We start from the raw sequence: 25,575 nt of genomic DNA, 5'->3' as shown, positions 1-25,575 counted from the left end.
ACGCGACATTGTGGGAGCCGGCTTGCTGGCGAATGCGGTGGGCCAGATACCTATCTGGTGACTGAAAAAACCGATTCGCCAGCAAGCCGGCTCCCACAGTTGATCATTCAGCCTGACCTCTTTCGATGAGTACAGCGCGCTCCGTTCACGTTTCCAGCAACCCCTTCACTCGCTCGCCGAGCGCCGGTATCGAAAACGGTTTGGTGAGCACATGCATCCCCGGTTCCAGCCGAGCTTTGCCCAAGGCGGCATTTTCCGCGTAACCGGTCACGAACAGCACCTTCAAACCCGGTCGCACTGAGCGGGCGGCATCGGCGAGTTGGCGTCCGTTCATGCCCCCGGGCAGGGCGACGTCCGAGACGAGCAGGTCGATGGTTTGTCGTGTTTGCAGGATTTCGAGTGCTGCGCCACCGTTTTCGGCTTCCAGCACACGATAGCCGAGGTCGGTCAGCACTTCGGCCACCAAGGTTCTGACCGTTGGCTCGTCGTCCACCACGAGGACGGTTTCGCCGCCCGCCACCGGTCCGGGAGGTTGTTCCTGCAACGGCGTGTCCGGGGAAAACGCAATGGCCTCGCCCTGCACCGGCAGGTAAATGCACACCTGCGTGCCTTTCCCCACTGCGGAGCGAATCTGAACCCCGCCCCCCGACTGGCGGGCAAAACCGTAGATCATCGACAGCCCAAGCCCCGTGCCCATGCCGATGGGTTTGGTGGTGAAGAAGGGATCAAAGGCGCGTTTGACGACATCGGCGCTCATCCCGGTGCCGTTGTCGCTGACGCACAGCGCCACGTACCGACCTTCGGGCATTTCCAGCTCTCGGGCTTCGATGTCGTCGAGGATTTTGTTGCCGCTTTCGATCAGCAGCTGACCGCCGTCGGGCATGGCATCGCGGGCATTGAGGCACAGGTTGAGCAGGGCGTTTTCCAGTTGATGGGCGTCCACCAGGGTTGCCCACAGGCCGGGGGTGCCGATCACGTCCATGGCAATGGCGGGGCCCACCGTGCGGCGAATGAGTTCGGCCATTCCCTCAACCAGATGATCCACATCAGTCGGTCGGGGATCGAGGGTCTGTCGTCGAGAAAACGCCAGCAGCCGGTGGGTCAGCGCGGCGGCTCGGCGAGAGCCTTCCAGCGCCGCGTTGATGTAGCGCCCGAGGTTGTCGGTGCGGCCTTTGGCGACACGGTTTTTCAAGAGTTCGATGTTGCCGCTGACACCCATCAGCAGGTTGTTGAAGTCGTGGGCCAGGCCTCCGGTGAGTTGCCCGACAGCTTCCATTTTTTGCGAATGACGCAACGCCTCTTCCGCGCGTCGCAGCGCTTCGGCCTGTTGCTTTTCGGCGGTGATGTCCCGTGCGCTGCAATACAACTTGCCGCCTTCCGGCACCGCGACCCACGACAGCCAGCGGTAGCTGCCATCCTTGCGTCGGTAACGGTTTTCCAGATTCAGCACCGGGTGATTGCGACCCAGTGCGCCAAAGGCTTCCTGACTGCGCGCGACGTCTTCGGGGTGAATCAGGTCAGAGAACGCGAACCGCGACAATGCTTCGTCCGTCCAGCCCAAGGTCAATCGCCAGGCCGGGTTGGTGGTTTCGAAATGCAGATCGGAGGTCATGATCGAGAGCAGATCGGGGCTGACTTGCCAGGTCAGGCCACGTTCATGAGCACGCTCGACGACTTGCCGTTCAAGGTCGGCAATCAGGTCGAGCCGACGCTGTTCGCTGGCCCTCAGTGCTCGCTGATCCAGCACGCGGCGTGTGGTTTCGTTGGTCACGCAGAACAGGCCGACCACCTGGTTGTGCTCGTCAATCATCGGTGAGAACGAAAACGACCACCACGTGCGCTCGATTGCGCCATAACGCGCCATGGTCAGAGGCATGTCTTCGCAGTGATACGGCTGCCCGTTCAACGCTTGCTCGGCAAAAGGCTGCACTTGATCCCACACATCCGACCACAACTCCGGCATGCGAGCACCCATGGCCGCGTCCCGTCGAGGGCCGAGAGTCGGGGCACAGGCATCGTTGTGGAAAAACAGCAACTCCGGGCCCCAAAGCAGGTACATCGACTCGGGGGAGTTGAGGATCAGATTGAGGTGAATCTTCAGCGCCGCCGGCCATTGTTCGGTGGAGCCAAGGGGCGTTGCGGCCCAATCCATGTCCTTGATGGTGCGACCTGCCTCACTGTCGCCTGCGGGAAAGCGGGGATATCGTGTCAACGAGGCAAGCTCCAGTCAGGGGGAAACAGTGTACGAAGCCGGACCGGAAAAATCCTCACCTTTCACATCCGCTTGAAGGGTGATTGAGTGTGGTTGAGCTTTATTGGTATTCGAACGAATACCAAAATACCCCCCCGCGACTCAAAGCAGCGTCTGTTGTGTTGACCGTGAATGAGCGCAGGGGTTGCGTGGTGATGTCAAATTCTAATCAGTTTGGATGGCGTGGAAGAGCAGCAAAGCTTGCCAGTGGTGGCGTCATTGGAATCGCTGCCGCCGGCGAGCCGGACCGCTACAGATAAGGCATCAGTGCTTGAACATCACATGGCGCACGGTGGTGTAGTCCTCAAGCCCGTACATCGACAGGTCCTTGCCGTAGCCGGACAATTTCTGGCCGCCGTGGGGCATTTCGCTGATGAGCATGAAGTGGGTGTTCACCCAGGTGCAGCCGTATTGCAGACGGGCGGACAGGCGGTGGGCGCGACCGACGTCCTGGGTCCAGACCGACGACGCCAGGCCATAATCGGAATCGTTGGCCCAGCCCAGCACTTGGGCTTCATCATCGAATGGCGTTACCGACACCACCGGGCCGAACACCTCGCGGCGGACGATTTCGTCGTCTTGTTGGGCGTCGGCGATGACGGTGGGCTGGAAGAAGAAACCGTTGCCTTCAATCGCCTTGCCACCAGTGATCAGGCGCGTGTGGGATTGCGCGACCGCACGCTCGACGAAGCCGGTGACGCGGTCGCGATGTTGGGCCGTGATGAGCGGGCCGAGTTCGGTGTCCGGGTCATCCTGCTGACCGACCTTGATCGTGCTGACGGCTTCCCCGAGCTTCTGCACGAATTGCTCGTAGATGCCTTTTTGCGCGTAGATGCGGCAGGCGGCGGTGCAATCCTGACCTGCGTTGTAGAAGCCGAAAGTGCGAATGCCTTCGACGGCGGCGTCGATGTCGGCGTCGTCGAAGATGATCACCGGGGCCTTGCCGCCCAACTCCATGTGGGTGCGTTTGACGCTCTCGGCGGTGCTGGAAATGATGTGCGAGCCGGTGGCGACCGAGCCAGTCAGCGACACCATGCGGACTTTCGGGTGGGTGATCAGCGGATTGCCGACGGTCTGGCCGCGACCGAACACCAGATTCAGCACGCCTGCCGGGAAGATGTCATTGGCCAGCTCGACCAGACGCAGCGCGGTCAAAGGGGTTTGCTCAGAAGGTTTGAGCACCACGGTATTACCCGCCGCCAGCGCCGGGGCAATTTTCCAGGCGACCATCATCAGCGGGTAGTTCCATGGCGCGATGGACGCCACGACGCCTACCGGGTCGCGACGGATCATCGAGGTGTGCCCCGGCAGGTATTCGCCCGCCGCCGAGCCGCTCATGCAGCGGCTGGCGCCAGCGAAGAAGCGGAACACGTCGGCAATCGCTGGCAGCTCGTCGTTCAGCGCCGCTTGATAAGGCTTGCCGCAGTTGTCTGATTCGAGCTTGGCGAGTTCTTCGGCGTTAGCGTCGATGGCGTCCGCCAGTTTCAGCAGCAGCAACGAGCGATCCTTCGGCGCGGTTTGCGACCAGCTCTCAAACGCGGCATCGGCGGCGCGTACGGCGGTGTCGACCTGGCCCTCGGTGGCTTCGTTGATTTCCACCAACACCCGGCCCAGCGCGGGGTTGAACACGGGCTGCGCGGGACCTTCACCGGCGACCAGATGGCCATTGATCAGCAGTTTGGTTTGCATGGGGTTTGTCCTCTTGTTGAATCTGTCGGGCGCTTTGCTGTGGCGCGCCAGCGCGTTGAAACGTGGTCCTGTAGGAGTGAGCTTGCTCGCGATTGCGTATGAACAGTCACTCATTGGCTAGCTGATACACCGCTATCGCGAGCAAGCTCACTCCTACAGGGTTGGGTGTTGAATTCAAAAAGGTGTCATCACTTCCCGCCGCTCCCCGCCACGCTTTCACCGCCACGGGTCAGGTAATACGCGCCGAGAATCGGCAGCATCGTGACCATCATCACCAGCATCGCGACGACGTTGGTCACCGGCACGTCGCGGGGGCGGCTGAGTTGGTTGAGCAGCCAGATCGGCAAGGTGCGTTCATGACCGGCCGTAAACGTGGTCACGATGATTTCGTCGAACGACAACGCGAACGCCAGCATCCCGCCCGCCAGCAATGCGGAGCCGAGGTTCGGCAGGATGATGTAGCGAAAGGTCTGCCAGCCGTCGGCCCCCAAATCCATCGACGCCTCGATCAAACTGTGGGACGTGCGACGCAGGCGGGCAATGACGTTGTTGTAGACGATCACCACGCAGAAGGTCGCGTGGCCGACGATGATGGTGAACATCCCCGGCTCGATCCCCAGCGTTTTGAACGCCGACAGCAACGCCAGGCCGGTGATGATGCCGGGCAGGGCGATGGGCAGGATCAGCATCAGCGAAATGCCGTCCTTGCCAAAAAAATCCCTGCGATACAGCGCCGCCGACGCCAGGGTGCCGAGCACCAGCGCAATCAACGTCGCGACGCAGGCGATCTGCAACGACAGCTTGATCGACTCCAGCACGTCAGGTCGTGAGAAGGCCACGCTGAACCACTTCAGGGTGAAGCCCTGTGGCGGGAAACTGAACGCGGCGTCTTGAGTGTTGAAGGCGTAGACGAAGATGATCAGGATCGGGAAGTGCAGAAACACCAGCCCACCCCAGGCCGCGATCTTCAGGCCCCATGAGGCTTGATCGCCTTGTTTGATCACAGGCTTAGAGCGCATCGAAAGCCCCCAGTCGTTTGACGATGGACAGGTAAATGGCGATCAGCACGATGGGCACCAGCGTGAACGCGGCGGCCATGGGCATGTTGCCGATGGCGCCTTGCTGGGCGTAGACCATGCTGCCGATGAAATAGCCGGGCGGGCCGATCAGCTGCGGCACGATGAAGTCGCCCAGCGTCAGCGAAAACGTGAAGATCGAACCCGCCGCAATGCCGGGCACCGACAGCGGCAGGATCACCTGCAGGAAGGTCTGCCGGGGCTTGGCGCCCAGGTCCGCCGAGGCTTGCAACAGCGAGGGCGGCAGGCGTTCGAGAGAGGCCTGGATCGGCAAAATCATGAACGGCAGCCAGATGTAGACGAACACCAGAAACCGTCCCAGGTGAGAGGTGGACAAGGTGCTGCCGCCGACACCGGGAATCCCCAGAATCACCTGCAACACTGGCTCCAGGCCCAGATGCTGAACGAACCACTGTGCCACGCCGCCTTTCGCCAGCAGCAGCGTCCACGCGTAGGCCTTGACGATGTAACTGGCCCACATCGGCATCATCACGGCGATGTAGAAAAACGCCTTAGTCTTGCCGGTGGTGTAACGCGCCATGTAGTAGGCGATGGGGAACGCGACGATGGCGCTGGCGATAGACACGGCAATGGCCATGGTTAGCGTGCGCTGGATCACGTCGAAGTTGGCCGGGTTGAACAGCGCCGCGAAGTTGGCGAGGGTCAGGTCCGGCGTGACCGACATGCTGAAGTCGTCGAAGGTGTAGAACCCTTGCCACAGCAGCCCGAGCAAAGAGCCGAGGTAGATCGCGCCAAACCACAGCAGCGGCGGGATCAGCAGCAGCGTCAGGTACAGATTCGGCCGTCGATACAGCAGATTGGAAAAACGCCGCAGGGGCGATTGCCCTGGCATTGGCGCTGGATGGGCGAGTGTCTGGCTCATCTCAATGGGCCTCGGCCGTGTGCTCGATGACAGCGTCATGCAGCGGGATCATCGCCTCGCGGGCCCAGCGCGCGGTCATGCGCTGACCGGGCTGGTGCTGCGCGCTGGTGTCCAGCCATTGGGTGTTGGCCTGGCTGACGCTGAGGGTCTGGCCGTTGTCGAGCTTCAGCTCATAACGCGTGGCGCTGCCTTGGTACTGAATGTCGTGCAGCAGGCCACTGACTTCGATCTCGTGACTGGCAACCGGGCCTTCGGCAAAACGAATGTGCTCGGGACGAATGGAGAACGCGTTGGGGTGGCCGCTCAACTGTTGCGCCAACTCGCCGCGCAGGACGTTGGACGTGCCGACGAATTCGGCGACGAACGTGGTCGCAGGTTTCATGTACAGATTGCGCGGGGTGTCGACCTGCTCGATGCGGCCCTTATTGAACACGGCCACGCGGTCGGACATCGACAGCGCTTCGGTCTGGTCGTGCGTGACGAAGATGAAGGTGATGCCCAGTTGCCGTTGCAGCTTTTTCAGCTCGCTTTGCATCTGTTCGCGCAGCTTCAGATCCAGGGCCCCGAGGGGTTCGTCGAGCAACAACACGCGAGGACGGTTGACCAGCGCACGGGCCAGTGCGACCCGCTGGCGCTGACCCCCCGACAGCTGCACCGGCTTGCGGTCGCCGTAGCCGCCGAGGGCGACCATGTTCAAGGCTTCTTCGGCGCGGGTCAGGCGTTCGCTCTTGCCGACGCCCTTCACCTTCAGGCCGTAGGCGACGTTGTCGCGCACGTTCATGTGCGGGAACAGGGCGTAGTCCTGGAAGACCGTGTTGACGTCGCGCTGATAAGGCGGAAGACCCGCGGCCTCCTCACCATGAATACGGATCGAACCTGCGCTGGGCTGTTCGAAGCCTGCGATCAGGCGTAGGCAGGTGGTCTTGCCCGAACCCGAGGGGCCGAGCATGGAAAAGAACTCGCCGTCCTTGATGTCGATGGAAACCCGGTCAACGGCCTTCACTTCGCCGAACTGACGGGAAACGTGGGTGAACTGGACTGCAAGGGTCATGGGTGAAACTCCAGATGGCCTCTTGTGGGGGCGGATTTGTCCGCGAAGGGCCGGTACAAACGACAAATGCGTGGCGGGAAATACGCGCTCTCTATAGGAGCTGGCTTGCCCTGCGACCTGGCGCGAAGCGGCAGTGAAATCTGAGGATGCGGTGTATCAGGCAGACCGCATGCACAGGCTTTACGACTGCTGCGCAGCCGGTCGCGGGACAAGCCACGCTCCTACAGGGGAGGGCGCCGCGTTCGAATACGGCGCCCGGCAGCGTTAACGCCCACCCATGATTGCGATGTAGTCCTGCGTCCAGCGGCTGTACGGCACGTACTTGCCGCCCTCGGCCTGCGGGGTTTTCCAGAAGGCGATCTTGTCGAACAAATCGAAGCCGTTGGTGGCGCAACCCTCGGCACCCAGCAGCTCATTGCCCTTGCACGCCGCAGGCACGACCGGCAGCGAACCGAACCAGGCCGCGACGTCGCCCTGGACCTTCGGTTGCAGCGACCAGTTCATCCACTTGTACGCGCAGTTCGGGTGCTTGGCCTCGGCGTGCAACATGGTGGTATCGGCCCAACCGGTGGCGCCTTCCTGCGGGATGGTCGAGGCGACCGGCTGTTTGTCAGCCACCAACCCGTTGACCATGTAACCCCACGAACTCGACGCCGCGACGCCTTCGTTCTTCACGTCGCTCATCTGCACGGTCGCGTCGTGCCAGTAGCGGTGCACCAGCGGGTGTTGGGCGCGCAATAGATCGAGCACGGCCTTGTACTGGGTTTCGGTCAGTTGATACGGGTCTTCGATCTTCAGCTCCGGCTTGGCGGTCTTCAAATACAGCGCGGCGTCGGCGATGTAGATCGGCCCGTCATAGGCCTGAACGCGGCCTTTGTTCGGCTTGCCATCGGGCAGGTCCTGCGGCTCGAACACCACGCTCCAGCTCACCGGCGGGGTCTTGAACACGTTGGTGTTGTACATCAGCACATTCGGCCCCCACTGATAAGGCGTGCCGTAAGTCTGCTTGTTGACGGTGTACCACGGGCCGTCTTTCAGGCGCGGGTCGAGGGTTTTCCAGTTGGGGATCAGGTCAGTGTTGATCGGCTGCACCCGCTTGCCCGCCACCAGACGCAACGAGGCGTCGCCCGACGCGGTCACCAGGTCATAGCCGCCCTTGGTCATCAGGCTGACCATCTCGTCGGACGTCGCCGCCGTCTTGACGCTGACCTTGCACCCGGTTTCCTGCTCGAAACCGGTAACCCAGTCATAGGCCTTATCGCTCTCGCCCCGCTCGATATAACCCGGCCACGCCACGATATCCAGCTGCCCCTCGCCGTCGCCGACAGCCTTGAGCGTTTCCGCCGCCTGCACCGCGCCGCTCGTCAACATGGCGCCGGCTATGGCTCCCAATAACATGGTCTTTTGCACTGACATACGGTTCCCCTCATTTATTGGTTTTTTTGGCAGAGATCAGTGGTGGGAACCCAGCTACGAGCCACAAGCTTCAAGCTGCAAGTGGTCATCGCGCCCACCTTCTATTTTCAGTCGGATAGGCAGTTGCTTCTCCGTTTTCACTTATTGTTTTGACTCAAAACCTACGCAGTTCTGACGCTTTTTCTTGCAGCTTGCAGCTTGCAGCTTGCAGCTCGACGCTCAAAGCTCGTAACTGCTCCTGGCCATGATGTGGCGAACCACGCTGTAGTCCTGAAGCGAGTCACTGGACAGATCCTTCCCGTACCCCGAGCGTTTCAAGCCGCCGTGAGGCATTTCGCTGACCAGCATGAAATGGCTGTTGATCCAGGTGCAGCCGTATTGCAGACGGGCCGCGACCTGCATGGCCTTGTCCAGATTCTGGGTCCAGATCGACGAGGCCAAGCCGTATTCGGAATCGTTGGCCCAGTCAACGGCCTGGGAGAGTTCGTCGAAGCGGGTCACGGTCACCACCGGGCCGAACACTTCGCGCTGGACGATTTCGTCACTCTGTTTGCAGCCCGCGAGCAGGGTCGGCTGGTAGAAGAAACCGGGGCCGGAATGCACGGCCGCGCCGGTAATGCGTTCGATGTGCGGCTGACTCAACGCGCGCTCGACAAAACTGGCGACACGGTCGCGCTGGCGGGTGCTGATCAGCGGGCCGAGTTCATTGTCGGCGTCGCGCTTGCCCGCAAAACGCAGACTGCTGACGGCCGCCCCGAGTTCGGCGACAAGTCGATCGTGGATGCCGGTTTGCGCGTAGATCCGGCAGGCGGCGGTGCAATCCTGACCGGCGTTGTAATAGCCATAGGTGCGAACGCCCTCGACCACGGCGGCGATGTCGGCGTCGTTGCAGACAATCACCGGCGCCTTGCCGCCCAGTTCAAGATGGGTGCGTTTCAGGGTTTTCGACGCCGCCTGAAGAATTTTCTGACCGGTGACGATGTCGCCAGTCAGCGAGACCATGCGCACTTTTGGATGGCTGACCAAATGGCTGCCGACCCCTTCACCGCCCCCGCAAACGAGGTTGATCACGCCCTTGGGCAGCAGCTCGGCGAACACCGGTGCGAGCGCGAGGACCGAGAGCGGTGTGTGTTCGGAGGGTTTGAAAACGAGGGTGTTGCCGGCGGCGAGGGCGGGGGCGATTTTCCACGCGGCCATCATGATCGGGTAATTCCACGGCGCGATGGAGGCGACGACGCCAATCGGGTCGCGCCGCACCATGCTCGTGTAACCCGGCACGTATTCGCCGGAGAGCTGCCCGGTCTGGCAACGCACGGCCCCGGCGAAGAAACGGAACACGTCGACAGTGGCGGTCAGGTCATCCTGTCGCGCCAAATGCAACGGCTTGCCGCAGTTGAGGGCTTCCAGGCGGGCGAGGTGGTCGGCGTCCTTTTCGATGGCATCGGCGATGCTCAGGAGGATGTTCGAGCGCTGTTGCGGCGTGGTGCGCGACCATTCATTGAAAGCGCGGTGGGCGGCCAGAATCGCCGTCTCGACCTGATCGGTGCTGGCCTCGGCAATGCGGGTCAGCACTTCACCGGTGGCAGGGTTGAGGATCGGCTCGACAAAACCCTGCCCCGTGACCTGTTCGCCGTCGATCAGCAGCGCGGTTGCAAAATGTGAGGTCACGTCGCCAGCCATCGTTCGAAGCTTCCTTGTCGATTCTTATATACAGGACGACTGGATGGCGTCGCTGATAGGGCTATCGCGAGCAAGCTCACTCCTACAGAAGTACCCGTTCTCACTGTAGGAGTGAGCTTGCTCGCGATAGCGTCATCATGGCGACACCGAGGTCGTTGAATGTCGTATCCAGAAACAGCTTCCGCCCAAGCTTCTGAGCCTAGTGCCACATCCAGCGGGCGACAAATTCTAAATTCTGAAAGCAGCGTTCGATTAAATCGATGGCCTGCGTCCTGGATGCGGCTGTTCCCGCGCCACGCTCAGGAATGGATCGACCAGTGAAGGCCGCGCCGTACCCCGACGCCACGCCAGGCCGATGTCCAGCGTCTGGGTCAGGTCAGCGATTGGCCGGGCTTCGATGATGTCGCCTTCCAACGACCACGGTCGATAGGTCATGTCCGGCTGTATCGAGACACCCAGTCCCGCCGCCACCAGACTGCGCACCGCTTCTGTCGAGGCGGTGCGCAACGTCACCTTGGGCTGCAAACCGGCGCGGGACCAGATGCGCTGGGCGTTCACCCCCATTTCGTCGACGTTCAACTGAATCAGCGGCTCGCACGCCACGTCGGCCAGATGAATGTTGTCGTGGTCCAGCAACGGGTGCTGGGCGGGCAGCCACAGGCGGTGGGGCGAGTGGGTCAGCACTTCGGTTTGCAACGCATGCCGGTCTTCGAGGTTGGAGAGAATCAGTACCCCCACGTCGATCTCGCCGCTGACCAGCAGATGCTCAATGTAAGGCCGTTCATCCTCCATCACCCGAATGTCGACGTTGGGGTAAGCGCGCTGAAAGCGGGTCAGCAGGTCGGCGAGGTAATAGCCCGCCACCAGGCTCGTCACGCCGACCACCAGTTGCCCGGCCACCTGATCCGCGCCTTGTTGCAGGCTGCGTTTGGCGTTTTCCACCGTCGCGAGGATCAAGTGCGCCTGGCGCAAGAACTGATGCCCTTGGTGGGTCAGCGTCATGCCCTTGGCGTGCCGACTGAACAGGCTGACGCCGATGTCTTCCTCCAGTTGCTGGATGGCGAGCGTCAGGGTCGATTGGGAAATGAAAACCGCCTGAGCGGCGGCTGAAATCGAGCCGGTTTCGGCCACAGCGATGAAATGGCGGATCTGACGAAGCGTCATCATGCGAAACCGGCCCCTGTGTTTTTTGCAATGTCAGGCATGTGTATCGTTTTTTTAGATGCGCTTGAGAGTAGCGTTCGAACGCTGCAACATCCAGAAGCACACCTGAAAACGGCTTTTGGCGACTTCGACATACCCTGCGAGTCGAATCGTCTATCCCGAATCAGGAGGTCTGTTATGAACACCCGTGGCTTGCTCGATCAGCTGTTGAAATCCGGTCAGGACCTGTTGCAGAACAAGGCTGGTAGCGCGGCCAACCCCGGTCAGGGCAAAGGCGCTCAAGGCGGGCTTAACGATTTACTGGGCAAAGTCGGCGGCGGCAACCTGAGCGGGTTCCTGTCAGGGGCCGGAGGCGGGGCGTTGGCAGCCGGGGCAATGGGCCTGCTGCTGGGCAATAAAAGCGCCCGCAAGATGGGCGGCAAGGCGCTGACCTACGGCGGCCTGGCCGCATTGGGTGTGCTGGCCTACAAGGCGTATGGCAACTGGCAGGCGAACCAGCCGGGCGCGGGACCGAGTCAGCCGCAGACGGTGGACCGTGTGCCCCCCGCCCAGGTCGAGCAGCACAGCGAAGCTGTCTTGCGCGCGCTGGTCGCTGCGGCCAAGGCTGATGGGCACGTCGATGACAACGAGCGGCAATTGATCGAAGGCGAATTCACCCGTCTGACCGGCGACCAGGAATTGCAGCATTGGCTGCATGCCGAACTGAACAAACCCCTCGACCCCGCCGACGTCGCCCGCTCCGCCCACACGCCTGAAATCGCCGCCGAGATGTACCTCGCAAGCGTGATGATGGTTGACGAAGAGCACTTCATGGAACGCGCGTATCTCGATGAGCTGGCGAAACAACTGAAACTGGCGCCGGGGCTCAAGGCCGAGCTGGAGAGCCAAGTGCGCCAAGCGCAGCAATAACCCTCACAATCCCCCCTGAACAACACCGCCGTCCCTGTAGGAGCGAATTCATTCGCGAGACGGCGGTGCAGGCGATAGAGATGCATCGCCCGGAAAACCGCTTCGCGAATGAATTCGCTCCTACAGGAGAGACGAGGTACAAAGTTGGGCCTCGCCCGTCCCATCAAGCATTCCCCCCTCCCGCCGATAAGCTGTCAGATATTTCCGATATATCTGTGCGTTATCGCTTTATCTATGTCGGAAACAGCCGGGCTAATTCGTAAGGCACTGGGCTATACTCGGCTCGCGTTGGGCCGTCTGTCGGTCCGCTTCTTGAACCCGGCGTTGTCGGTGTTGAACTCTTGAGGGCTGACTGTGAAGAATTGGACGTTGCGCCAACGTATCTTGGCGAGCTTCGCTGTAATCATCGCCATCATGCTGTTGATGGTTGTCGTGTCGTACACCCGACTGCTGTCGATCCAGCACAGCGAAGAAGCGGTCGCCGATGACGCGTTGCCGGGCGTCTACTTCAGCACCCTGGTGCGCAGTGCCTGGGGCGAGAGCTACATCCGCACCCTGGAGTTGATCGGCGAGGGTAAAGCGCGCGAGCTGACCCGTTCTGAACAGGATCAGTACATCGATTTCGACACCCGTCTGCAAAACCAGATGGACAGTTACAAGAAGACCATCTACGACGACACCGATCGTGCCAATTTCAACGCCTTCGAAAAGCAGCGTGAGGTGTATGGCCGGCTGTTGAGCGAAGTGATCAAAACCTATCAAGCGGGCGATTACGCCACTGCGCGCACGGTGTTCTACGGCCAAGTCAACCCGGTCTGGCTGCAGGGTCGCAAACAGCTCAACGATCTGATCGTGGCCAACAAGGCCGTGGCCGATCAGGCGACCGCGAACATTTCTTCTGCCGTGCTGACCGCGAAGATCAGCATGGGCATCTCGCTGATCGTTGCCGTTCTGGCGGCCGCCGCGTGCGGCCTGTTGCTGATGCGCACGATTCTGGCGCCGATGAACCGCATCGTGCGGATTCTCGAAACCATGCGCACGGGCGACCTGAGCAGCCGCCTGACCCTCGACCGCAACGACGAATTCGGCTCGGTGCAGACCGGGTTCAACGACATGGTCACCGAGTTGGCGGCACTGGTGTCCCAAGCGCAACGTTCGTCCGTGCAAGTCACGACCTCGGTGACCGAGATCGCGGCCACTTCCAAACAGCAACAGGCCACCGCCACCGAGACCGCCGCCACTACGACTGAAATCGGTGCGACGTCTCGTGAAATTGCGGCGACGTCTCGCGACCTGGTGCGCACCATGACCGAAGTCACGTCTGCTGCGGATCAGGCGTCCATTCTCGCCGGTTCCGGCCAGCAAGGCCTGGCGCGCATGGAAGAAACCATGCATTCGGTGATGGGCGCAGCGGATCTGGTGAACTCCAAGCTGGCGATCCTCAACGAGAAGGCTGGCAACATCAACCAAGTGGTCGTGACCATCGTCAAGGTCGCCGACCAGACCAACCTGCTGTCGCTGAACGCTGCCATCGAGGCCGAAAAAGCGGGCGAATATGGCCGTGGTTTTGCCGTGGTCGCCACTGAAGTGCGACGCCTTGCAGACCAGACCGCTGTGGCCACCTACGACATCGAACAGATGGTCCGGGAGATCCAGTCGGCGGTGTCGGCGGGCGTGATGGGCATGGACAAGTTCTCGGAAGAAGTGCGTCGCGGCATGTTCGAAGTGACTCAGGTTGGCGAGCAGCTTTCGCAGATCATCCACCAGGTTCAGGCGCTGGCGCCGCGGGTGTTGATGGTCAACGAGGGCATGCAGGCCCAGGCCACCGGCGCCGAGCAGATCAATCAGGCGCTGGTGCAACTGGGCGATGCCAGCAGTCAGACCGTGGAATCCCTGCGCCAGGCCAGCTTTGCCATCGACGAGTTGAGCCAGGTGGCGGTAGGGCTGCGCAGCGGCGTTTCGCGTTTCAAGGTCTGAGACCCGACCATGATCGAGCATTCAGCCAAACGCAGCGCCGGGGTGGTGACGAAGAACAAGCTGTTCCTGCTGTTTCGCATCGGGACGGAGCGCTATGCGCTGGAAGCGACCGAAGTCGCGGAGGTGCTGCCTCGGCTGATCCTCAAACCCATCGCGCAGACGCCGCATTGGGTGGCCGGTGTGTTCGCACACCGAGGCGTGGTGGTGCCGGTCATCGACATGAGCGCGCTGACATTCGGCGAACCGGCCCCCTCGCGCACCAGCACGCGTCTGGTGCTGGTGCATTACCGGCCTGATGCCGAGCGCAACCCGCAATGGCTGGGGCTGATTCTCGAACAAGCCACCGACACCCTGCGTTGCGCCGCTGACGAGTTCAAGGAATACGGTCTGGACAACCGTCAGGCGCCGTACCTCGGCCCGGTGCGGGAAGACGCGTTGGGCTTGCTGCAATGGATTCGCGTGCAGGACCTGCTGGACGACTCGGTCCGTGCGCTGCTATTCCCGGCACAACCCTTGAGCCTCGAACCCTTCGAGGCCACGCCATGACTGACGACGCGCGTTTCTTCGCCTTTCTCAAGGACCGTATCGGCCTCGACGTGGCGTCGGTGGGCGAAGCGATCATCGAACGCGCGTTGCGTCAGCGGCGCATGGTCGTCAAAGCCATCGACCACGCTGACTACTGGCAGTTGTTGCAACGTTCGGCGGAAGAACAGCAGGCATTGATCGAAGCGGTCATCGTGCCCGAGACCTGGTTTTTTCGTTATCCCGAATCCTTCGCCACCCTTGGCAAACTGGCGACGGCGCGTCTGGCGCATCTCAACGGTGCTCGCCCGCTGCGCATTCTCAGCCTGCCATGCTCCACCGGCGAAGAGCCGTATTCGATTGCCATGGCGTTGTTCGATGCCGGGCTGCAGGCGCAACAGTTCAAGATCGAAGCGGTGGACATCAGCCCGCTGTCCTTGCAGCGAGCCCGCCGTGGCGTCTACGGCAAGAACTCGTTTCGCGGCGACCAGTTGAGCTTTCGCGAGCGTTATTTCATCCCGGTCGAAGACGGCTATCGCGTCGAAGACCAGGTGCGCGAGCGCGTCAGCTTTCAGGCCGGGAACATGCTGGACCCGACCCTGCCGGTGGCGCAGTCGGCCTATGACTTTGTGTTCTGCCGCAACCTGCTGATCTATTTCGACGTCGATACCCAGCGCCGTGGGTTCGAAGTGCTCAAGCGCATGACCCACAACGACGGCGTGCTGTTCATCGGCCCTGCGGAGGGCAGTCTCTTGGGGCGGATGGGCATGACCTCCATCGGCATTGCGCAGTCGTTCGCGTTCCGGCATCAAGGCGAGGCGGACGCCGAGTCGCTGACGGTGATCGCGGCACCGCCCGCCGCGGCGCCATTACCGGTCGAGCCGCCGCCAGCCAGCAAAAAGCCTGCACCTGTACCGCCTGCACGAATTCCCGGCGGAGTGCGATTTCTCCCGACTTCTCAGCCTGCAACGCGCAGCGCCGCTCCCGCATCGCCTGCGACGGGGGAGGCCGCAGCCTTGCTCGACAGCATCAAGAAGCTCGCCAACGAAGGCAAAAGCGCCGACGCCAAACTCGCGTGCGAGCAGTACCTCAAACGTTATGAACCGGTGGCCCCGGTGTTCTATTGGCTCGGTCTGCTGAGCGAAGTGGGCGGCGACGTGATTGGCGCCCAGGGTTTTTATCGCAAGGCGTTGTACCTGGAGCCGCAGCACCCCGAAGCACTCGCCCAATTGGCGGCCATTCTCGCGGCCCAGGGCGACAGCGCCGGTGCCCGCCGTCTGCAAGAACGCGCAGCCCGTGGTGTGAATAAAGAAGGACGTAATCGATGACCGGCGTACACAGTGAACTGGTCAGCAACGATGCCCAAGCCATCGACGATTGCTGGAACCGGATCGGCATCCACGGCGATCGCTCGTGCCCACTCCTGGTGGAACACATCCATTGCCGCAACTGCTCGGTGTATTCGGCGGCGGCGACCCGTTTGCTGGACCGCTACGCGCTGGCGCAAGAGGAGCGTGTGTCGATTCACAGCGAAGAGCTGGCCAGCGATATCCAGACCCGCTCACTGGTGGTCTTCCGTCTGGGCGAAGAATGGCTCGGCTTCCCGACCCGCTGTCTGGTCGAAGTGTCGCCAGTGCAAACGATTCACTCGCTGCCGCACCAACGCTCCCGGGCCTTGCTCGGCGTGGCGAACGTGCGTGGCGCGCTGGTGGCGTGCCTGTCGTTCGTCGAGCTGCTGGGATTGGACAGCGGGTCGGCCCCGGCCAATGCCTCGCGCATCATGCCGCGCATGCTGATCGTGGCCGCTGAGGGAGGGCCCGTGGTGGTGCCGGTCGATGAAGTCGACGGGATTCATGCCATCGAGGCGCGTTTGCTGGACAGCGCATCGGCCCCTGCGCAAAACGCCAACGCACGCTTCACCCGAGGCGTGGTGCAGTGGAAAGACCGCAGCTTGCGGTTGCTGGACGAAGAACAGTTGCTGTCCGCCGTGAACCGGAGCCTGACATGACGCCCGATCAAATGCGCGACGCCTCGTTGTTCGAACTGTTCACGCTGGAGGCCGAAGCCCAGACCCAAGTCCTGAGCGCAGGCCTTCTGGCGCTGGAGCGTAACCCGACCCAAGCCGATCAACTGGAAGCCTGCATGCGCGCCGCGCACTCGCTCAAGGGCGCGGCGCGGATCGTCGGCGTCAACGCCGGGGTCAGCGTCTCCCACGTGATGGAAGACTGCCTCGTCGAAGCCCAGGAAGGCCGGCTGCACCTCAAGCCCGAGCACATTGACGCGCTGTTGATGGGCACGGACATGCTCATGCGCATCGCCACGCCGGGACCGAACAGCGTGGCCCAAGGCGACGTGGACGGCTACGTCGCATTGATGAACGACCTGATCAAACCGGGTGCGCGTCCTGCCACCGCTGCGCCGAACCTTGCGCCATCAATGGACGATTTGTTGCTGGCCAACGCGCAGTCGCTGGTGGAATCGGTGCAATCGGCCCATGCGCCGCTGACTGAACCCACTGAACCTGAATTACCCGCTGTCACCGAATCCGTTACACCCGCACAACCGGCCCCTGTGCCCGAAGCCGAAGAAGAGGCCCAGCCGAAAATCGGCCGCCGCGTCGAGCGTCGGGTCAACGAGGGCGGCGAGCGCGTCTTGCGGGTGACGGCCGAGCGCCTGAATAACCTGCTGGACCTGTCGAGCAAATCGCTGGTCGAGACCCAACGCCTGAAGCCTTATCTGACCGCGATGCAGCGGGTGAAACGCTCCCAAAGCGGCGCCAGTCGCGCGTTGGACAATCTCGAAGCCTTGCTCGACGCCAACGTCGATCCGGACGCGCAAAAAGCGCTGGAAGAAGCGCGGCGTCTGTTGAGCGAGGCGCAGCACCTGTTGATCCAACAGACCTCCGACCTCGACGAATTCGGCTGGCAGGCCAGTCAGCGCGCGCAGTTGCTGTACGACACCGCACTGGCCTGCCGCATGCGCCCTTTCGCCGACGTGCTGGCCGGGCAGGCGCGCATGGTGCGTGACCTTGGCCGTTCGCTGGGCAAGCAGGTGCGGCTGGAAATCGACGGCGATAAAACCCAGGTCGACCGCGACGTGCTGGAAAAACTCGAAGCACCGCTGACGCACCTGTTGCGCAACGCCGTGGACCACGGCATCGAATTTCCCGAGCAACGCCTGGCCCTCGGCAAACCGGCGGAAGGGCTGATTCAACTCAAGGCGTCGCACCAGGCCGGTTTGCTGGTCGTCGAACTCATCGACGATGGCGGTGGCGTGGACCTTGAGCGTCTGCGCCGCAGCATCATCGACCGCAAACTGTCGCCCGAAGAAACCGCGATGCAACTGAGCGAGGAGGAGCTGTTGAGCTTCCTGTTCCTGCCGGGTTTCAGCATGCGCGACAAAGTCACCGAAGTCTCCGGGCGCGGCGTGGGCCTGGATGCGGTGCAGCACATGGTCCGGCAACTGCGCGGCGGGGTCGAACTGCATCAACAGGCGGGGCAGGGCAGCCGTTTCCACATCGAAGTGCCGCTCACGCTGTCCGTCGTGCGCAGTCTGGTGGTGGAAGTGGGCGGCGAAGCCTATGCCTTCCCGCTGGCGCACATCGAGCGGATGCGCGACGTGCAAGTGGACGAAATCGTGCAACTGGAAGGCCGCCAGCACTTCTGGCACGAAGAGCGCCACGTCGGCCTCGTCGCTGCCAGCCAATTGCTCAACCGTCCCGCCAGCCAGAGCAACACCGACGCGCTCAAGGTCGTGGTGATTCGTGAACGCGACGCCGTGTATGGCGTGGCGGTCGAGCGTTTTATCGGCGAACGCACGCTGGTGGTGCTGCCGCTGGACCCGCGTCTGGGCAAGGTCCAGGACATTTCCGCAGGTGCGCTGCTGGACGATGGCTCGGCTGTGCTGATCATCGACGTCGAAGACATGCTGCGCTCGGTGGAAAAATTGCTTAACACCGGGCGCCTGGAGCGTATTGATCGGCGCAATCGTCAGGTCGACGTTCAAGTGCGCAAGCGTGTGCTGGTGGTGGACGACTCATTGACCGTGCGCGAGCTGGAGCGCAAATTGCTGTTGAGCCGCGGTTATGAAGTCGCGGTGGCCGTGGACGGGATGGACGGCTGGAACGCCCTGCGTGCCGAAGACTTCGATTTGCTGATCACCGACATCGACATGCCGCGCATGGACGGTATCGAACTGGTGACGCTGCTACGCCGCGACAGTCGTTTGCAGTCGTTGCCCGTGATGGTGGTGTCGTACAAGGACCGCGAAGAGGATCGTCGTCGGGGGCTGGATGCCGGGGCCGACTATTATCTGGCCAAGGCCAGTTTTCATGATGATGCATTGCTCGACGCGGTGGTCGAGCTGATAGGAGATGCGCAAGGATGAAAATCGCCATCGTCAACGACATGCCCATGGCGGTCGAAGCACTGCGCCGTGCGCTGGCGTTCGAGCCTGCGCATCAGGTGGTGTGGGTGGCGAGCAACGGCGCTGAGGCGGTGCAGCGATGCGCCGAACTGACGCCGGATCTGATCCTGATGGACCTCATCATGCCGGTCATGGACGGCGTCGAGGCGCCCCGGCGAATCATGGCCGCCACGCCGTGTGCCATCGTGATTGTGACTGTTGACCGGGAACAGAACGTCCACCGTGTGTTCGAGGCAATGGGCCATGGTGCCCTGGACGTGGTCGACACGCCTGCCATCGGCGCGGGCAACCCGAAAGAGGCAGCGGCACCCTTGCTGCGCAAGATCCTCAACATCGGATGGCTGGTGGGTCAACGTGACAGCCGCGTCCGTCCGACGCCCGCGCCGTTGGGCGTGGCGGCACAAAGAAAGGGACTGGTGGCCATCGGTTCATCCGCAGGCGGCCCGGCAGCGCTGGAAGTGCTGCTCAAAGGACTGCCGAAGGCGTTCCCGGCAGCCATCGTGCTTGTTCAGCATGTGGACCAGGTATTCGCGGCCGGGATGGCGCAATGGTTGAGCAGCTCGTCAGGGCTGGAGGTGCGGCTGGCGCGCGACGGGGAACCGCCGGAGTGCGGGGCCGTGTTGCTGGCGGGCACCAATCACCATATTCGCTTGTTGAAGAACGGCACGCTGGCCTATACCGCCGAGCCGGTGAATGAGATATATAGGCCCTCTATCGACGTGTTTTTCGAAAGTGTGGCCAGCTATTGGAACGGTGACGCAGTGGGCGTTCTGTTGACAGGTATGGGCCGTGACGGTGCCCAAGGACTCAAGCTGATGCGTCAGCGGGGTTTCCTCACCATCGCCCAGGACCAGCAAAGCTGCGCGGTGTATGGCATGCCCAAAGCGGCAGCCGCCATCGACGCCGCCATGGAGATCCGCCCGCTGGACACGATCGCGCCTCGCTTGAAAGAGGCATTTATACAATGATTTTCCAGGTGATTTCACAGCCCGCCTGTGACCAGGAGACCCTGAATGCATGACTTGCAGCTGGACGACGTAAACGCCACGGATGAAAACGCTGCCATGGTGTTGCTGGTCGACGATCAGGCAATGATCGGCGAGGCAGTCCGGCGTGGGCTGGCGAATGAGGAAAACATCGATTTCCACTTCTGCGCCGACCCTCATCAGGCCATCGCCCAAGCGATCGAAATCAAGCCGACGGTGATTCTGCAGGACCTGGTGATGCCGGGCCTTGACGGTCTGACCCTGGTGCGCGAGTACCGCAACAACCCGATGACCCGGGACATCCCGATCATCGTGCTCTCGACCAAGGAAGACCCGCTCATCAAGAGCGCGGCGTTCGCGGCGGGGGCCAACGATTATCTGGTCAAACTGCCGGACAACATCGAGCTGGTGGCGCGCATCCGCTACCACTCCCGCTCCTACATGACCCTGTTGCAACGCGACGAAGCCTACCGTGCGCTTCGCGTGAGTCAGCAGCAGCTGCTGGACACCAACCTGGTGCTGCAACGCCTGATGAACTCCGATGGCCTGACCGGGCTGTCGAACCGTCGGCACTTCGACGAATACCTCGAACTGGAGTGGCGCCGGGCGACCCGCGAACAGACCCAGCTGTCGCTGATGATGATCGATGTCGACTATTTCAAAGCCTATAACGACAACTTCGGCCACCTTGAAGGCGACGAAGCGCTGCGTCAGGTGGCCAAGGCCATCCGTTCCAGCTGCAGCCGTCCTTCCGACCTGCCTGCACGTTACGGCGGCGAAGAGTTCGCGCTGGTGCTGCCAAACACCTCGCCGGGCGGCGCACGTCTGCTGGCCGAGAAACTGCGCCAGACCGTCGCCAGCATGAACATCCCGCACATCGCGCCGAAGGAAGGCTCCAGCCTCACCGTGAGCATTGGTCTGGCGACCCTCGTGCCTCCGGTCGGCAGCCACAGCCGCCAGTTGATCCAGAGCGCGGATCAGGGCCTGTACGCTGCCAAGCACAATGGGCGCAATCAGGTCGTGGTCGGGTCGTAAGGGTGGGGGGTGATACCGAGTTTCCTGGACGCTGCACCCCATTGTAGGAGCCGGCTTGCTGGCGAAGGCGCAGGATCTGCAACGGATAGCTCGGCTGATACGACGCTTCGCCAGCAAGCCGGCTCCTACAGGATGTACGACGGCAGGAAAATCGACGCTCGCTCCAAACACCCCCTGCCCAATGGACTGCCATCCCGGCGTCAGCTCGGGTATACTCGCGGGCTTTGTGAAATTCGCCTGCGAGTCCTGACGACCATGGAAATCAACCCGATCCTGAACACCATCAAGGACCTGACCGAACGCTCCGAATCCATTCGGGGGTATCTTTGACTACGATCAAAAACATGATCGTCTGACCGAAGTCAACCGCGAGCTGGAAGACCCCAACGTCTGGAACAAGCCCGAGTATGCCCAGTCCCTCGGCCGCGAGCGTTCGGCGCTCGCACAGATCGTTGAAACCCTCGACGAAATGAGTTCCGGCCTCGCCGACGCCAAAGAGCTGCTGGACATGGCTGTCGAAGAAGACGATGAAGGCGCTGTCGCCGATGTCGTCGAGCTGCTGGAAGGCCTGGAAGCATCCCTCGCCAAGCTGGAATTCCGTCGCATGTTCAGCGGCGAGATGGACCCGAACAACGCCTACCTGGACATCCAGGCCGGCTCCGGCGGCACCGAAGCGCAGGACTGGGCCAACATCCTGCTGCGCATGTACCTGCGCTGGGCCGACAAGCGTGGCTTCGACGCCACCATCATGGAACTGTCCGAAGGCGAAGTCGCCGGCATCAAGGGCGCCACCGTGCACATCAAGGGCGAATACGCCTTTGGCTGGCTGCGTACCGAAATCGGCGTGCACCGCCTGGTCCGCAAGAGCCCGTTCGACTCCGGCGCACGTCGCCACACCTCGTTCTCGGCGGTGTTCGTTTCCCCCGAGATCGACGACCGCATCGAGATCGACATCAACCCGTCGGACCTGCGAATCGACACCTATCGTTCGTCCGGTGCCGGTGGTCAGCACGTTAACACCACCGACTCGGCGGTCCGTATCACCCACGTACCGACCAACACCGTCGTCAGTTGCCAGAACGAACGTTCCCAGCACGCGAACAAGGACACCGCCATGAAAATGCTGCGGGCCAAGTTGTACGAGCTGGAAATGCAGAAACGCAACGCCGCGTCCCAGGCGCTGGAAGACACCAAGTCGGACATCGGCTGGGGCCACCAGATCCGCTCGTACGTCCTCGATGACTCGCGCATCAAGGACCTGCGGACCGGCGTCGAGCGCAGCGACTGCAACAAGGTGCTGGACGGTGACCTCGACGGTTACCTGGAAGCCAGCCTCAAGCAAGGGCTGTAATCGCGACCCCACGTGTTGCGGGCACGGTGCATGCAAAGCAGCGACCGGCCCGCGATCCCTTGCCGACGGCAAGAGCAACGAACCTGTGATGGAAAATCTAAAGACATGAGCGACCAACAACTCGACCCGCAAGCCCAGCAACAGGAAGAAAACACCCTGATCGCACTGCGCAAGGAAAAGCTTGCTGCCGAGCGCGCCAAGGGCAACGCCTTCCCGAACGACTTCCGCCGCGAAAACTACTGCAACGACCTGCAGAAACAGTACGTGGACAAGACCAAGGAAGAACTGGCTGAAGCGGCGATTCCGGTCAAGGTTGCAGGTCGCATCATGCTCAACCGTGGCTCGTTCATGGTGATCCAGGACATGACCGGTCGCATTCAGGTCTACGTCAACCGCAAGACCCTGTCGGAAGACACCCTGGCCTCGGTGAAAACCTGGGACATGGGCGACATCATCGCGGCGGAAGGCACCTTGGCCCGTTCCGGCAAAGGCGACCTGTACGTCGAAATGACCAGCGTGCGTCTGCTGACCAAGTCCCTGCGTCCGCTGCCGGACAAACACCACGGCCTGACCGACACCGAACAGCGCTATCGCCAGCGTTACGTCGACCTGATCGTCAACGAAGACGTGCGCGAAACCTTCCGCGTGCGCTCGCAAGTCATCGCCCACATCCGCAGCTTCCTGATGAAGCGCGACTTCCTCGAAGTCGAAACGCCGATGCTGCAAACCATTCCGGGCGGCGCGGCAGCCAAACCGTTTGAAACCCACCACAACGCGCTGGACCTGGAAATGTTCCTGCGGATCGCGCCTGAGCTGTACCTCAAGCGTCTGGTGGTTGGCGGGTTTGAAAAGGTGTTCGAGATCAACCGTAACTTCCGCAACGAAGGCGTCTCGACCCGTCACAACCCTGAATTCACCATGTTGGAGTTCTACCAGGCGTACGCCGACTACGAAGACAACATGGACCTGACCGAAGAGCTGTTCCGTGAACTGGCTCAACTGGTCCTGGGCAGCACCGACGTGCCGTACGGCGATAAAGTGTTCCACTTCGGCGAGCCGTTCGCGCGTCTGTCGGTGTTCGATTCGATCCTGAAATACAACCCGGACCTGACCGCTGACGACCTGAACGACATCGACAAAGCCCGCGCCATCGCCAAGAAAGCCGGCGCCAAGGTGCTGGGCTTCGAAGGCCTGGGCAAATTGCAGGTGATGATTTTCGAAGAGCTGGTCGAGCACAAGCTGGAACAGCCGCACTTCATCACCCAATACCCGTTCGAAGTGTCGCCGCTGGCACGCCGCAACGACGAAAACCCGAACGTCACCGACCGTTTCGAGCTGTTCATCGGCGGCCGTGAAATTGCCAACGCCTATTCCGAGTTGAACGACGCAGAAGACCAGGCCGAGCGTTTCATGGCGCAAGTGGCCGACAAGGACGCGGGCGACGACGAAGCCATGCATTACGACGCCGACTTCGTGCGTGCGCTGGAATACGGCATGCCGCCAACGGCAGGCGAGGGCATCGGTATCGACCGTCTGGTCATGCTGCTGACCAACTCGCCGTCGATCCGCGACGTCATCCTGTTCCCGCACATGCGGCCTCAGGCGTAAGCGTTACCCGAAAGCCGCCTCAGCATGGGCGGCTTTTTTTTGCTTGATGAATACCTGTAGGAGCATGCGGTAACAGTTATGACGCTATCGCGAGCAAGCTCACTCCTACAGGTGTTCGCGGGCTGTTGTAGGAGTGAGCTTGCTCGCGATAGCGTCTCGTCAGGCGCTGAAAAACATGTGATATGCCTTGACTATCAAGACTGAAAAAGGAAACCCCGTCGTGAATCGTACGATCGCTCAAAAAGGAGCCGCCGGCCTGGCCACCGCCGTCGCGCAGAGTGTTCAGTATCAGGGCCGCAAGGCCAGCCGACAGGGCAGCGAGCAACGCCGCCAGCAGATTCTCGATGCTGCCATGCGCATCCTCATTCGCGACGGCGTGCGTGCCGTCCGCCATCGGGCCGTGGCCGCCGAAGCGCAAGTGCCGCTGTCCGCCACCACCTACTACTTCAAGGACATCGACGACCTGCTCACCGATGCCTTTGCCCAATACGTCGAACGCAGCGCCGCCTACATGGCCAAGCTGTGGACCAACACCGAAGACCTCTTGCGAGAAATGGTCGCCCGCAACGACGGCAGCGCCGAAGCCCGTGGCCGTTTGGCCGATGAAATCGCCCGCATGACCCTGGACTACGTGCGCCATCAATTGCTGACCCGCCGCGACCAGTTGATCGCTGAACATGCGTTCTGCCTGGAAGCCTTGATCAACCCTCGCCTGGCGCCATTGGTGGCGGCCCATCAGCAAATTCTCTTGCAGGGAAGCGCCCAGTTTCTGGAGGTCATGGGCTCGACCCAACCGCAAGTGGATGCACAAGTGTTGACGGGGATTATCGGGCGGATGGAATATCAGGGGCTGCTCGCCGGGCCACGTCCCGAAGCAGACGAGGAAATGCTCGCTATTCTTACGCGCCAGATGCATCTGGTGTTGGGTACTGCCAAGCCGGTGATTGGCTGAGAACGCTTGAATTCAGGAGAAGCGATGAAAGTCTGGAGCGTCTTGCTCGCCTTGTCGTTCGCGTTGTTGAGCGGATGCCTGGTGACTTTCAAGGACCCGATTCCCACTAGCGATACCGCGCCGCCCAAGCTGCTCGGCACCTGGACCAGCAAAAACGCCTGGGGCGAGCCGCTGGAGCTGGAAATCAGCCGCGCTGGCGACAAAGCCAATCAGTACAAGGCCGTGAGCTACCGCAAGGGCGACCGCAAAAACCGCGACGAATACACCTTCACCGTTTCCCGCCACGGCAGCCGCTGGTACGTCTCGGCGGCATTGCCCGAGAAGTACGGCGCCAATTACGTGATCGCCGGTTTCGACCTGATCGACAACGAAAGCGCCGCCGATGAACTGGTCATCTACGACCTGGACGTGGATCGCATGCAGCAACTGCTCGATCAGAAAACCTTCGAAGGCCAGACCACCGAAACCGAAAAAGGAAACGGCGTGCTGATCACCACTTCCATGGACAAGGTGTTCGCCTACCTGGACGACACCGCCAATTCCGACGTCTTTCTCAAGGCGGCTCAATATCAGCGCATGGCCAAATAGCGCCACGGGTTA

General features: G+C 61.7%; 20 protein-coding genes. 12 read left to right on the top strand and 8 right to left on the bottom strand.

Annotated features, from left to right (window positions below):
• Positions 1–145 precede the first annotated feature (145 nt).
• The 8 genes from AAEO81_RS24995 to AAEO81_RS24960 form a co-directional block, all read right to left on the bottom strand.
• Positions 146–2,152, bottom strand: a complete 2,007-nt coding sequence (locus AAEO81_RS24995; RefSeq protein WP_341964613.1) for a response regulator — start codon at positions 2,150–2,152, stop codon at positions 146–148.
• Positions 2,153–2,515: 363 nt separating this feature from the next.
• Complete coding sequence (locus AAEO81_RS24990) at positions 2,516–3,940, bottom strand: gamma-aminobutyraldehyde dehydrogenase (RefSeq protein WP_341959650.1); 1,425 nt, start codon at positions 3,938–3,940, stop codon at positions 2,516–2,518.
• A gap of 188 nt (positions 3,941–4,128) precedes the next feature.
• Positions 4,129–4,959, bottom strand: coding sequence for an ABC transporter permease (locus tag AAEO81_RS24985; RefSeq protein ID WP_341959649.1), 831 nt, complete (start codon positions 4,957–4,959; stop codon positions 4,129–4,131).
• Positions 4,949–5,899, bottom strand: a complete 951-nt coding sequence (locus AAEO81_RS24980) for an ABC transporter permease (protein WP_341959648.1) — start codon at positions 5,897–5,899, stop codon at positions 4,949–4,951. The genes AAEO81_RS24985 and AAEO81_RS24980 overlap by 11 nt, the downstream gene beginning before the upstream one ends.
• 1 nt (position 5,900) lies before the next feature.
• Complete coding sequence (locus tag AAEO81_RS24975) at positions 5,901–6,950, bottom strand: ABC transporter ATP-binding protein (protein ID WP_341959647.1); 1,050 nt, start codon at positions 6,948–6,950, stop codon at positions 5,901–5,903.
• 264 nt (positions 6,951–7,214) lie between these two features.
• Positions 7,215–8,366: a putative ABC transporter substrate-binding protein YdcS gene (gene ydcS / locus AAEO81_RS24970; RefSeq protein WP_341959646.1), complete on the bottom strand. Its 1,152-nt coding sequence runs from the start codon at positions 8,364–8,366 to the stop codon at positions 7,215–7,217.
• 219 nt (positions 8,367–8,585) lie between these two features.
• Complete coding sequence (locus tag AAEO81_RS24965; protein WP_341959645.1) at positions 8,586–10,046, bottom strand: gamma-aminobutyraldehyde dehydrogenase; 1,461 nt, start codon at positions 10,044–10,046, stop codon at positions 8,586–8,588.
• Between the two features lie 252 nt (positions 10,047–10,298).
• Positions 10,299–11,213 (bottom strand): LysR family transcriptional regulator, encoded by a 915-nt coding sequence (locus AAEO81_RS24960; RefSeq protein WP_166593588.1) that lies wholly within the window; start codon positions 11,211–11,213, stop codon positions 10,299–10,301.
• Between the two features lie 174 nt (positions 11,214–11,387).
• On the opposite strand from AAEO81_RS24960, the gene AAEO81_RS24955 reads away from it, so the two are divergent.
• From AAEO81_RS24955 to AAEO81_RS24900, 12 genes are all read left to right on the top strand, one after another.
• Positions 11,388–12,119, top strand: a complete 732-nt coding sequence (locus tag AAEO81_RS24955; protein ID WP_341959644.1) for a tellurite resistance TerB family protein — start codon at positions 11,388–11,390, stop codon at positions 12,117–12,119.
• A gap of 354 nt (positions 12,120–12,473) precedes the next feature.
• Complete coding sequence (locus AAEO81_RS24950; protein ID WP_341959643.1) at positions 12,474–14,096, top strand: methyl-accepting chemotaxis protein; 1,623 nt, start codon at positions 12,474–12,476, stop codon at positions 14,094–14,096.
• A gap of 9 nt (positions 14,097–14,105) precedes the next feature.
• Positions 14,106–14,642: a chemotaxis protein CheW gene (locus AAEO81_RS24945; RefSeq protein WP_341959642.1), complete on the top strand. Its 537-nt coding sequence runs from the start codon at positions 14,106–14,108 to the stop codon at positions 14,640–14,642.
• Positions 14,639–15,946: a protein-glutamate O-methyltransferase CheR gene (locus tag AAEO81_RS24940; RefSeq protein WP_341959641.1), complete on the top strand. Its 1,308-nt coding sequence runs from the start codon at positions 14,639–14,641 to the stop codon at positions 15,944–15,946. Before AAEO81_RS24945 ends, AAEO81_RS24940 begins: the two co-directional genes overlap by 4 nt.
• Positions 15,943–16,626, top strand: a complete 684-nt coding sequence (locus AAEO81_RS24935; protein ID WP_341959640.1) for a chemotaxis protein CheW — start codon at positions 15,943–15,945, stop codon at positions 16,624–16,626. Before AAEO81_RS24940 ends, AAEO81_RS24935 begins: the two co-directional genes overlap by 4 nt.
• Positions 16,623–19,004 (top strand): hybrid sensor histidine kinase/response regulator, encoded by a 2,382-nt coding sequence (locus AAEO81_RS24930; protein WP_341959639.1) that lies wholly within the window; start codon positions 16,623–16,625, stop codon positions 19,002–19,004. The genes AAEO81_RS24935 and AAEO81_RS24930 overlap by 4 nt, the downstream gene beginning before the upstream one ends.
• Entirely contained in the window at positions 19,001–20,011 is a 1,011-nt protein-coding gene (locus AAEO81_RS24925; protein ID WP_341959638.1) for a chemotaxis response regulator protein-glutamate methylesterase, read from the top strand. Before AAEO81_RS24930 ends, AAEO81_RS24925 begins: the two co-directional genes overlap by 4 nt.
• A 45-nt stretch (positions 20,012–20,056) precedes the next feature.
• Positions 20,057–21,064, top strand: coding sequence for a PleD family two-component system response regulator (locus AAEO81_RS24920; RefSeq protein ID WP_341959637.1), 1,008 nt, complete (start codon positions 20,057–20,059; stop codon positions 21,062–21,064).
• 255 nt (positions 21,065–21,319) lie between these two features.
• A protein-coding gene (prfB, locus tag AAEO81_RS24915) for a peptide chain release factor 2 (RefSeq protein WP_166593579.1) occupies positions 21,320–22,415 on the top strand; the annotation gives its coding sequence in 2 pieces (ribosomal slippage) (positions 21,320–21,391 and positions 21,393–22,415; 1,095 coding nt in all).
• Positions 22,416–22,520: 105 nt separating this feature from the next.
• A complete protein-coding gene (gene lysS, locus AAEO81_RS24910; protein WP_341959636.1) occupies positions 22,521–24,023 on the top strand; it encodes a lysine--tRNA ligase in 1,503 nt (500 codons plus the stop codon).
• A gap of 220 nt (positions 24,024–24,243) precedes the next feature.
• The gene (locus AAEO81_RS24905) at positions 24,244–24,975 is read left to right on the top strand and encodes a TetR family transcriptional regulator (protein ID WP_166593577.1); all 732 of its coding nucleotides are present in this window, start codon (positions 24,244–24,246) and stop codon (positions 24,973–24,975) included.
• Positions 24,976–24,999: 24 nt separating this feature from the next.
• Positions 25,000–25,563: a hypothetical protein gene (locus AAEO81_RS24900; RefSeq protein ID WP_341959635.1), complete on the top strand. Its 564-nt coding sequence runs from the start codon at positions 25,000–25,002 to the stop codon at positions 25,561–25,563.
• The last annotated feature ends 12 nt before the right edge of the window (positions 25,564–25,575 follow it).

The sequence above is a fragment of the Pseudomonas sp. RC10 genome, assembly GCF_038397775.1.
Lineage (GTDB): Bacteria > Pseudomonadota > Gammaproteobacteria > Pseudomonadales > Pseudomonadaceae > Aquipseudomonas > Aquipseudomonas bambusae.
The sequence above is the reverse complement of the archived record's forward strand: the minus strand, read 5'-3'. Positions and strand labels throughout refer to the sequence as shown.

Coding starts and splice junctions, on each gene's coding strand:
- AAEO81_RS24945 (WP_341959642.1), top strand. CDS start 14,106: ATGATCGAGCATTCAGCCAAACGCAGCGCCGGGGTGGTGACGAAGAAC.
- AAEO81_RS24955 (WP_341959644.1), top strand. CDS start 11,388: ATGAACACCCGTGGCTTGCTCGATCAGCTGTTGAAATCCGGTCAGGAC.
- AAEO81_RS24980 (WP_341959648.1), bottom strand. CDS start 5,899: ATGAGCCAGACACTCGCCCATCCAGCGCCAATGCCAGGGCAATCGCCC.
- AAEO81_RS24975 (WP_341959647.1), bottom strand. CDS start 6,950: ATGACCCTTGCAGTCCAGTTCACCCACGTTTCCCGTCAGTTCGGCGAA.
- AAEO81_RS24990 (WP_341959650.1), bottom strand. CDS start 3,940: ATGCAAACCAAACTGCTGATCAATGGCCATCTGGTCGCCGGTGAAGGT.
- AAEO81_RS24965 (WP_341959645.1), bottom strand. CDS start 10,046: ATGGCTGGCGACGTGACCTCACATTTTGCAACCGCGCTGCTGATCGAC.
- ydcS (WP_341959646.1), bottom strand. CDS start 8,366: ATGTCAGTGCAAAAGACCATGTTATTGGGAGCCATAGCCGGCGCCATG.
- AAEO81_RS24940 (WP_341959641.1), top strand. CDS start 14,639: ATGACTGACGACGCGCGTTTCTTCGCCTTTCTCAAGGACCGTATCGGC.
- AAEO81_RS24900 (WP_341959635.1), top strand. CDS start 25,000: ATGAAAGTCTGGAGCGTCTTGCTCGCCTTGTCGTTCGCGTTGTTGAGC.
- AAEO81_RS24920 (WP_341959637.1), top strand. CDS start 20,057: ATGCATGACTTGCAGCTGGACGACGTAAACGCCACGGATGAAAACGCT.
- lysS (WP_341959636.1), top strand. CDS start 22,521: ATGAGCGACCAACAACTCGACCCGCAAGCCCAGCAACAGGAAGAAAAC.
- AAEO81_RS24960 (WP_166593588.1), bottom strand. CDS start 11,213: ATGATGACGCTTCGTCAGATCCGCCATTTCATCGCTGTGGCCGAAACC.
- AAEO81_RS24930 (WP_341959639.1), top strand. CDS start 16,623: ATGACGCCCGATCAAATGCGCGACGCCTCGTTGTTCGAACTGTTCACG.
- AAEO81_RS24925 (WP_341959638.1), top strand. CDS start 19,001: ATGAAAATCGCCATCGTCAACGACATGCCCATGGCGGTCGAAGCACTG.
- AAEO81_RS24935 (WP_341959640.1), top strand. CDS start 15,943: ATGACCGGCGTACACAGTGAACTGGTCAGCAACGATGCCCAAGCCATC.
- AAEO81_RS24985 (WP_341959649.1), bottom strand. CDS start 4,959: ATGCGCTCTAAGCCTGTGATCAAACAAGGCGATCAAGCCTCATGGGGC.
- AAEO81_RS24995 (WP_341964613.1), bottom strand. CDS start 2,152: ATGGATTGGGCCGCAACGCCCCTTGGCTCCACCGAACAATGGCCGGCG.